The 9,168-nt window shown below is 38.5% G+C and carries 10 protein-coding genes; 3 read left to right on the top strand and 7 right to left on the bottom strand.

Translation table 11 applies throughout. The features are described from left to right. A partial coding sequence (locus Q9Q35_RS02175; RefSeq protein ID WP_304651924.1) for a nucleotide sugar dehydrogenase occupies positions 1–1,297 on the bottom strand: 1,297 nt, incomplete at its 3' end. A 309-nt stretch (positions 1,298–1,606) separates the two neighbouring features. Here Q9Q35_RS02175 and Q9Q35_RS02170 point away from each other — a divergent pair. From Q9Q35_RS02170 to Q9Q35_RS02160, 3 genes are read left to right on the top strand one after another with little or no spacing between them, the layout of a single operon-like run. After that, positions 1,607–2,473, top strand: coding sequence for a metal ABC transporter solute-binding protein, Zn/Mn family (locus tag Q9Q35_RS02170; protein ID WP_304651923.1), 867 nt, complete (start codon positions 1,607–1,609; stop codon positions 2,471–2,473). 16 nt (positions 2,474–2,489) lie between these two features. Next, positions 2,490–3,149: a metal ABC transporter ATP-binding protein gene (locus Q9Q35_RS02165; protein WP_304651922.1), complete on the top strand. Its 660-nt coding sequence runs from the start codon at positions 2,490–2,492 to the stop codon at positions 3,147–3,149. Then, positions 3,149–3,949, top strand: a complete 801-nt coding sequence (locus tag Q9Q35_RS02160; protein ID WP_304651921.1) for a metal ABC transporter permease — start codon at positions 3,149–3,151, stop codon at positions 3,947–3,949. The genes Q9Q35_RS02165 and Q9Q35_RS02160 overlap by 1 nt, the downstream gene beginning before the upstream one ends. Before the next feature lie 162 nt (positions 3,950–4,111). Here Q9Q35_RS02160 and Q9Q35_RS02155 read toward each other — a convergent pair whose 3' ends face one another. The 6 genes from Q9Q35_RS02155 to Q9Q35_RS02130 all read right to left on the bottom strand — a co-directional run bounded on the left by Q9Q35_RS02155 (position 4,112) and on the right by Q9Q35_RS02130 (position 9,128). Further along, positions 4,112–4,741: a hypothetical protein gene (locus Q9Q35_RS02155; protein WP_304651920.1), complete on the bottom strand. Its 630-nt coding sequence runs from the start codon at positions 4,739–4,741 to the stop codon at positions 4,112–4,114. Continuing rightward, a complete protein-coding gene (locus Q9Q35_RS02150) occupies positions 4,734–5,468 on the bottom strand; it encodes a lantibiotic ABC transporter permease (protein ID WP_304651919.1) in 735 nt (244 codons plus the stop codon). The genes Q9Q35_RS02155 and Q9Q35_RS02150 overlap by 8 nt, the downstream gene beginning before the upstream one ends. Beyond that, positions 5,461–6,150 carry an ATP-binding cassette domain-containing protein gene (locus tag Q9Q35_RS02145; RefSeq protein WP_304651918.1) on the bottom strand — a complete coding sequence of 230 codons (690 nt, stop codon included), beginning with the start codon at positions 6,148–6,150 and terminating at the stop codon, positions 5,461–5,463. Before Q9Q35_RS02145 ends, Q9Q35_RS02150 begins: the two co-directional genes overlap by 8 nt. A 92-nt stretch (positions 6,151–6,242) precedes the next feature. Next, positions 6,243–7,586: a sensor histidine kinase KdpD gene (locus Q9Q35_RS02140; RefSeq protein WP_304651917.1), complete on the bottom strand. Its 1,344-nt coding sequence runs from the start codon at positions 7,584–7,586 to the stop codon at positions 6,243–6,245. Further along, entirely contained in the window at positions 7,576–8,265 is a 690-nt protein-coding gene (locus tag Q9Q35_RS02135) for a response regulator transcription factor (RefSeq protein ID WP_304651916.1), read from the bottom strand. The genes Q9Q35_RS02140 and Q9Q35_RS02135 overlap by 11 nt, the downstream gene beginning before the upstream one ends. A 209-nt stretch (positions 8,266–8,474) precedes the next feature. Then, complete coding sequence (locus Q9Q35_RS02130) at positions 8,475–9,128, bottom strand: HD domain-containing protein (RefSeq protein ID WP_304651915.1); 654 nt, start codon at positions 9,126–9,128, stop codon at positions 8,475–8,477. Positions 9,129–9,168 lie beyond the last annotated feature (40 nt).

Below are 9,168 nucleotides of genomic sequence, written 5' to 3'. Positions count from 1 at the left end.
ATGGATCGTAATATTCCACCTGCGCGCCCAGCTTCTTTAACTTTTGAATGACTAAAATAGCAGGGCTTTCCCGGTAATCATTGATATCCGGCTTATACGCAATCCCAAGCGCTAAAATCTTCGCCCCGTTCATCGCAATCTTATCCCGGTTTAAAATGTGCTCCGCCCTTTGTACACAGTACTCCGGCATTCTGTCATTAATCATCATTGCGCTTTCTATCATTGAAGTGTGGAAGCCGTACTCTCTTGCTTTCCATGTCAGATAATACGGATCAATCGGTATACAGTGTCCTCCCAACCCGGGTCCCGGATAAAATGCCTGAAATCCATAGGGCTTTGTTTTTGCCACCTCAATTACTTCCCATATGTTAATGTCCATTTTATTGCACAGCATGGCAAGCTCATTGATCAGTCCCACATTGATGTTCCTGTATGTATTTTCCAGAATTTTCCCCATTTCCGCGGCTTTTGGAGACGACACTTCCAGTATTTCCCCCTCAAGCGCCGTCCGGTACATCGCCGCAATCGCTTCCGTAGCGTCTTTTCTACCTTCTTTTCTACCTTCTTTTCGCCCTTCATCTAGGCCTTTTTTTCGTGCCTCTTTACTTACTTTTTTTGTTTCCCTAGCAAGGCGCGAGCGAAACTCTAATTCATAGAACATGTAATCACCTTCCTTTTGCGTGTTAGTTTTCAAAATAACAATATCATCGGCTATCTTACATGTAAGAGCACTCGTCGGAACATCTGTATCTACATATTTCAAAAAAGCCGCCAATCCTTGTGAAACAGCTGAAAAATCCGTAGCTTTAGCGTTTAAAATAATGTTGTGTTCCCCTGTATCAAGTATCAGATCACTTTCTTTTAAGCGCACTTCAGTCGTATATACCGGTAAACCTGCACCAAAAAAATCAAAATCGCAGATAAAGATCACATACGTATCGACCCTGTCATTATAGTCTTGCCCCGCTTCTAAAGCATGTTGGGTCAAATAACTTTGATAATATGAGATCCGCTTACCTAAATCATGGTCATCACTGACCTGCATCTCGATATCATACATTCGTCCACGATCGTCTTCAGCATAGATATCAAAGCGTACCCCATGAAAGACAGTATTTTGCTTATGCGTATCTTCTTTTTTGATGTTTTTAACGTCCACGATCCCTAGATCAGGCAAGATCAGTTGCAACAACTCTAAACAAATGTCTTTATGCTCTGAGATGATCCACGAAAAGATCATTCCATCTTTAAAGCCCGCCAAGTTCCAACTTTTAAGAGCCTCTTCATAAGTACTCAAATTCCCCATCCCCTTCTGACCTTATTTTGGATCTGCGCATAGGATTTTTCAAGCCTAAAGACTTAGCTTTATACCGGGATTTCTGGCACTAAAATGGACTTAGATCTAACACTAAAAACTCTAACAAAATTTTTCCTAGAATTTTTTAAATCGTAATTCAAAAGCTCTCAAAGTTTAATTGACGTGTTCTTTTAAAATACTTAATCGTAATTTGGATCTTTTTAGGCTCCACAACGCTTGACAGTAGTAGTTTCAAACGTTAGTATCGTTAATGGTAATCATTACAATTTAAGAGAGGATATATTTATCATGCGAAAAAAATTATTTAGTTTCATCTTACTCGTGAGTGCTTTTCTGGCATTTTTCACCTTGGATCACAAAAACACTGTCGCTGCATCTGACAAGCTAAATGTCGTGACAACTCTTGATTTTTATGGCGAGACTGCCAAGGCTGTCTTAGGCGATCACGGAACAGTCACTTCATTGATCACTAGCCCAAATATCGATCCCCACGACTTTGAAGCAACAACTAAAACAGCTAAGATCGTTTCCAAAGCTGATCTTGTCATCTATAACGGTGCTGGCTACGATAACTGGGTCAAAAAATTAAACGGAAAAAAATATCTGTCTGTGGCTGATGTCATGAAAGTCAAGGAAGGCCAAAATGAACATCTCTGGTATGATCCAACGACTATGGAAAAACTCGCTGATCGTTTAGCAACTGAATTTGGTAAAATGCAACCTAAAAATAATGCTGCCTTCAAGAAAAATGCTACTAAATACAAAAAAACTTTAGCTAAATTAACACAAATGCTAGACAAGATCAAACAAAACAGCAATAATCAAAAAGTAGCTGTTTCAGAACCAGTCTTTGACTATTCTTTGAAGAAAATGGGTTACAAGATCGCTAACAGTCACTTCGCTAAAGCAACTGAAGAAGGTAGCGATCCATCATATTCTGACATCAAGAAATTGCAAAACGATATCAAAGACAAAAAGATCGCTTTCTTTGTCCAAAATACCCAAAGTGATAGCTCAGTGATCAAAAATATCGTTGCCCTTTGCAAAGAAAATAATATTCCTGTCGTCAAAGTTACTGAAACTCTACCTAAAAATAAGACATATGTAACTTGGCTACAAAACGAATACCAAGCCGTCTTAGATACTCAAAAATAGAAAGAAGTAGTTATTCATGAAATCGATCCTATCAGTGCATAACTTGGATCTTTCCATCCCCAACCGCAAACTTTTCTCCAATCTCTCTTTTGAGATCCCTCAAGGTAGTTTGACCTGTATCACAGGTGAAAATGGGGTCGGAAAAACAACGCTTGTCAAACACTTATTACAAGATCTAGCTAACAACTATACCGTCCACACGGTCTTTAATGTCAAGCGTAATGAAGTCCAATACGTACCGCAATTGCGCAACATTGATGATGAATATCCACTTTGCATCAAAGATTTCGTAGCTTTTGGTCTCAAAAAGCGCAATTTCTTTTGGAACCGCAAGCCTTTAAACGAAAAACTCGAACAGATCTTAGCGGAGACAAAACTGACTCGTATCAAAGATCAACCCTTAGGCAAAGCTTCCGGGGGCGAAAAGCAACGTGCCTATCTAGCTCAAGCGCTCTGTGCTGATCCTAAGTTACTCATCTTGGACGAAGCCACAGCGAGCTTAGATACGACCAACAAACATGAATTGTTACAAATGCTACGTGAGGTCATGCAACAACATGGGCTAACGATCCTATTTATCACGCACGATCCCGAACTGATCGAACGATATGCCGACTATGAACTTCATCTAGAAGATCAAACTGGGATCTTACTTGAAAAGGGGGCTAAAAAATAATGTTTGCTTATGATTTTATGCGCTATGCCTTTATTGCGGGGGTCTTCATCGCTTTGATCTGTAGTGTTATGGGGACTTTTGTGGTAGCACGCCAAACATCTTTTTTCACTCATACGCTCTCTGAGATCGGATTTTCTGGGGCTTCATTTGGGATCTTTATCGGGATCTCTCCTTTAGCGGGGATGCTGACTTTTACGACTGCTAGTGCCCTTTTGATCGGGATGTCAGGTGAGCGGATCGGACGGCGTGAGGCTTCGATCAGCGTCTTTTCTGGTCTTTTCTTAGGGCTTGGGATCTTATTTTTATCACTCTCAGATAAACAAGCTAATTATGCGACAAGTATTTTATTTGGGAGCATCGTTGGGATCGATCGCAGCGATATCGAAGTTTTGATCGCACTTAGCATTTTACTATTGTTGACGATCACGCTCTTGTTCAAGCGTCTAGCATATAACTCCTTTGATTCGCAAGGAGCTCAGTACAATCAGCGCTTCAACAAAACGATCTCGATCATCTTTTTAGTGATGCTCGCTTTAACGATCAGCATTACGGCTCAGATCGTCGGTGCTTTACTGATCTTTGTGCTCTTAACGATCCCAGCTTCGGCGACAAAATATTTCGTCCATCGGCTCTACCAGATGATCGTTTTAAATTTCATCTTCATTTTAGCCGGTGTTTGGCTTGGACTATACTTCAGTTATCTCACTGATTGGCCAGTCAGCTTCTTTATCACCGTGATCGAAGCCCTGATCTATGGGGCAGCGATCGCAAAAGATCATATCGCTAACCACCAAAAATAACAAACAGGGTAAGTAGAACGCATCAATACGAGCTACTTGCCCTGTTTGTTATTTTTAGACCACTAACAAAGCATATGCTTGCCTTCTTGTCTCTTGTCTACTATTTTTATTCAGCTTACCGTCCTTTATCCTAAAATGACAAGGATAAGATAAATGAAAACATCACTGATCTAAGCGCCGAATCCCCCACAATACGATACATGTCGCTAAGATGAGATAGCTAACATATAGGAGCAAGTATAAACTGCTAGGACGAAAAATATAATTTACTGGCAAGATCACTGGCAATACATAAACATTCAACAAAGCCTTGTTACTTGCAAAAATGACAAATAAGACCTCTAAAAAACCAAACAGGATATTTTTGGTCTGGTCAACAAAGAAGGCCAGTCCAATATGGATATGCTCAAGTAAAACTATCAAAAAAAATGCGCTCAGTGCTAGTTTTATCTGACCTAAAATCAGCCATGTACTCATCAGTGCACCGACTGATAAAAAATCATTCAAAACCACTTTGATCCCCCAAAGTTGATATTTTTTGGGATAACATCTGATCTCTTGAAACGAATCAGCCATTTTTTCTTGCTCAAAAAGCAAAACAGCACTCATACTGGTCACCAGTGGATAAACCGCAAATGTAAGCAACGCAACATCAACTAGTGCGACCCCATTTTTTAACAAAAGTACATATGGGACCACAGTCACCAATTGGAGCACCATCACACCGACTGCAAAATATAGCTGGAAACTCCCCTTCAACTTCACACTTTCACTTCTTACTATTTTAAACATTCGATCTTCTCCCTAGTAACCAAGAAAACAGCACTGCACTCAACAACGCTAAGATAACTGAACTGCCCAACATTTTCCAATCAACATTTAAAAAATCAGGCGACTGAACTCCATTTGGCTTAAGTCCGATCAAAGCCTCCACTACCTTATAATGATAAGTATATGGAAAGAGCGACCATAGTTTAGTTTGAGCCACTAAAGGTGCGATAAACAAACACAGTAAACTGTTTATAACAACTATTAAAGATGCATTTAACCAATTGGATAAATAATAGATAAAGAAGATATTCCATAAACTTGTAACTAAAAGAGCTAAGATAACAGCTATAAGTTGCAAACTCTCTACTTGTGAAAGTCCCCCGTATAACAAAGCGACTAAATAGATCGTCCCAAATAATATTGAGCTGGCCCCAAATAAAGCCCTAAAGTTAAAGGCTACCTTAGCAAAATAGACCTGCTTTTTAACTGCTGTGCTCGTAATATTTTGAAAGTTTCCTGCACTTTTTTCACGCTTTACATCACTTAAAAACAACAGACTATCTAATAGAAACAAAAATAAGGCTTCCCACCAATATAGCGTAAAAGGAATAAAGATCAAAACACCACCTATAAGATAGGCTAGCACTGGTGCAGCTAAGGTTACTGAAAAGAGTAGCGAGTAGCGCTTTGTTTTCTTCAATTTTAAACGCTCTGAACTAAAAATCGCTGTTAAATTTTGCTCACGCATCCAAAACACCTCCGTGAACGATCTCAAAAAACTTCCGATCAAGATCTACCACATTTTCTCTACGATCATCGTAGCGGACCTTTCCTTTGTCTAAAATAACGATCTGATCGGCAACTTGACTGATCACATTGAGTTGATGGCTTGAGAGTAATATCGTCATCCCCTGCGTGCTCAATTCTTTGATCAGCGCTAATAACTCTACTGTTCCTGTAGGATCTAAACCATTTGTCGGCTCATCTAAAATGAGAAAAGCTGGTTTTGTCAAAAGTGCCATCCCGATCCCTAAACGTTGTTTCATCCCTACTGAAAATTTTCCTGCACGTTTCTTACCTGTATTTTTTAGGCCAACTTTATTCAAAATATCTCTTATTTGGTCATCATCTATGCCATACAACAAAGCTTTAGTCTTCAAATTATCAAAAGCCGATAGATTTTTATAGATCGCGGGTTCTTCGATCAAAGCTCCCAAATTTTCCTTAGGGATCACCGTCTCGCCATTGTAAAATATCTGTCCTTGCTCAGCATTTTTTAAACCAGCGATGATCTTCATCAAAGTTGATTTTCCTGCACCATTGATCCCTAACAGACCACAGATCGTTCCACTTTTTATCCCAAAGCTCACTTCATCTAAAATTTGGCTAGTTTTAAAGGCTTTTGATATTTTTTGTATTTCTATATTCATTTTTGTCGCCTCCTTTGTTTTTGGTATTATAGCTAGGCAAATTCATAGATCATTCAGATTTTCCAGCAAAACAAAAAGACCTAGATAATTTTCTAGATCTTTTCTATACACAATTTGACTTTAGCGCCACCAGCTGGTGGATCAGATATTTTAAGATACCCACCGTGTTTTAAACTGACCGCTTTAGCAAAAGCCAAGCCGATCCCATAATTTTTCCTATCAAGATTACGTCCCCCATTTTCTGTAAAAAATAGCTTAGTCGCATTCTTCTTAGCGGTTTTAGAGAAGGGTGCTCCGTTGTTCCAGACTTCAAATATCAGTTGTGTTGCCGTCTCTTTAAACGTTACTGTAACTTTTCCAGCATCTTTTTTAGCATGCTGACAGGCATTGACAAAAATATTTAGGACTGCTCGGCTGAGCGCTAAGCGATCACCACAAAAAAACTTACTCTCTATTTCTAGTTTTGTCTGTAACTCAACTTGATAAGTTTTGGCTATTTCGTTAAATTCTACAACTAGCTCAGAAATAAAGTCCGATACTTTCACTTCTTCCCTTTTATCATCATTTAACAGCCGTGTATAGGTCAACATGCTGTTGAAATAACGTTCAAATATCGTCATACTTTTCTTGAGCGAAGCTAAATATTCAATCTGCTTTGAGGTCAACGAAGTCATTTCTAGTAATTCAACATTACCCTTAACAACTGTCAGCGGAGTTTTTACATCATGGGCCAAAGCGGCTATTTGAAAGGATAGATCTTTTTTCTCTAACCGTTCTTTTTCGACCAACCAAGCTAATTTATCACTTTTTTTGTAAAGATTAGTCAATATTTGCTCAAACTCAACGATCTTGACATGCTTTCTAGGCTGAGCAGTGCCCCCTTCGCCCATGGACAGCGCGATCTCTTCGACATAGCGGAAATCTTTTTCCAGTTCACGTACAAGTTTAACGACAACGATCACTATCACTAAAAGAATTCCAAACGTTACAAAAAGATAACTAAATTGGTTATATGAGATCACGCGTAAACGCTGATCAGCAAATTCTGGCATACTATTTTGGCGGATAATGAGGATATAATTTTTATCAGCAAAATATTTGAATTTTACTGTATCTACAGTCAGATCTCGCTTATTATCTCTAGCAATTTCAAAATTATTGAGGTCACTAGAAGCATATTTCCCTGTTAACAAGTGCTTAGTTTTAGCATCATAAAGTGTATAGTCATATGGGATATCCTTCATCGTTTTAGTTATATCCTGCCGACTAATATTTTTATCAAAAGTTACTTTAGCCTCATTAAATATTCTCAATTGTCCACTTTGTACCAGTAAAAATGAACCTAAAAATAAAGTAACTACGACCAGTAAACTTCCAATGATGACCTCCAAAACCGCAAGTAAGATCCGCTGTTGCATCGTGTATTTACTGATCATTCCACTTATACCCCATTCCCCGCACTGTTTTGATCGGGTCTACCCCATATACTGAAAATTTATTGCGTATTTGATAGACATATTCAGAGATCGAACGAAAAAGAACATCAGCAGATTCATCATAAACCTTAAAATAGATCTCCTCGCGTGTATAGACTCGAGTCAGATCACGTGATAAAAGCTCTAAGATCGCATATTCACGTTTGGTAAGTGGTATGGCCTTACTACCGATATAGACCTGCTTTTCTTCTAAATAAAATGTGATCTGACCGAGATCTCTTCTGACTGTATTAAATTTACCGTGAGCTTTTTTAGTCCGATCTTCTCGTTTTAGATCAGCTTCAACTTTAGCCACTAGTTGTTTTAAACTAAATGGTTTAACGATATAGTCATCCCCACCATTTGCCAAGCCTTGCAAAATATCACCTTCGGTATCTTTAGCGCTGATGAAGATGATCGGAGTTGCGATCTGACGTCTAAGTTGTTTACAAAGCTCGATTCCATTGATATTAGTCAGCATAATATCCAATAAGAGCAGATCGTAACCTTGAAATTCGGCTGACTTTACTGGCAACGTAACTTCTTGAAGTACTGTTACTGCGTAATTTTTTAGTTCTAACGCATTTTTTATAAGCTTTAGGATCTCCAGATCATCATCTACTATCAAAATCTTGTGCATGCTACCACCTCACTTCATAAAGTAATAATACAAGGTCTAATGACCACACAAAAACATTATGCTCCCTAAAAAGAGCTTATCCATACACAATTTATCACCTAAAAATCAGGATCTATTCAGAAAAATAAGAGCAAGTAATGAAATAGTCACTACTTGCTCTTTATAACTTATATTTGTTTGATCTCACTTGGTGTAAATATAGCCAACTACTAGCGCTTGGCATCCCATTCCTGATAGAACTGATCCAAATATACTTTCAAAAATTCATGTCGCCCCTGCGCTAGCTTCATGGCATAGCTTGTATTCATAGTGTCCTTTAACTTAAGCAATTTTTCGTAAAAATGCATGATCGCTGTATCTTTACCATTGCGATACTCTTCCAAAGTGAGATTTTCTCTAGGCTTCATAGCCGGATCGTGGATTGGACGTCCAACGTGGCCTGAATAACACATTACCCGTGCGATTCCCATTGCCCCCATAGCATCTAAACGATCAGCATCCTGAACGATTTTTCCTTCTAAAGTAGAAACATTTTCTTTTTGGTTTCCACCCTTAAATGACATCTTTGAAACAATATCCATAACATGATCTAGTGTTTCACTAGACACATGATTCTCGACCAACCATGTATGTACCCTTTTTTGGCCAGCTTCCTCGCTTTCATTTAACTTTCCATCAGCAATATCGTGTAATAATGCTGCTAATTCACAAATATAAATATCCGCTTTTTCATGTTTAGCAATTTCGATAGCGTTATTAGTAACACGAAAAACGTGCCACCAATCATGACCACTACCTTCATTATTCAAAGCATCATATACATATTCACGTGCATTTTTGACGATCAATTCTTTATTTTCCATAGTAAAAAAGCTCCTTTGTAATTAGAGGTCTCTCAATTTT

Origin of the sequence: uncultured Ligilactobacillus sp., assembly GCF_948826705.1 — a bacterium.
Lineage (GTDB): Bacteria > Bacillota > Bacilli > Lactobacillales > Lactobacillaceae > Ligilactobacillus.
Note: the sequence above shows the minus strand (reverse complement) of the source record. Positions and strands in the feature narration are given on the sequence as shown.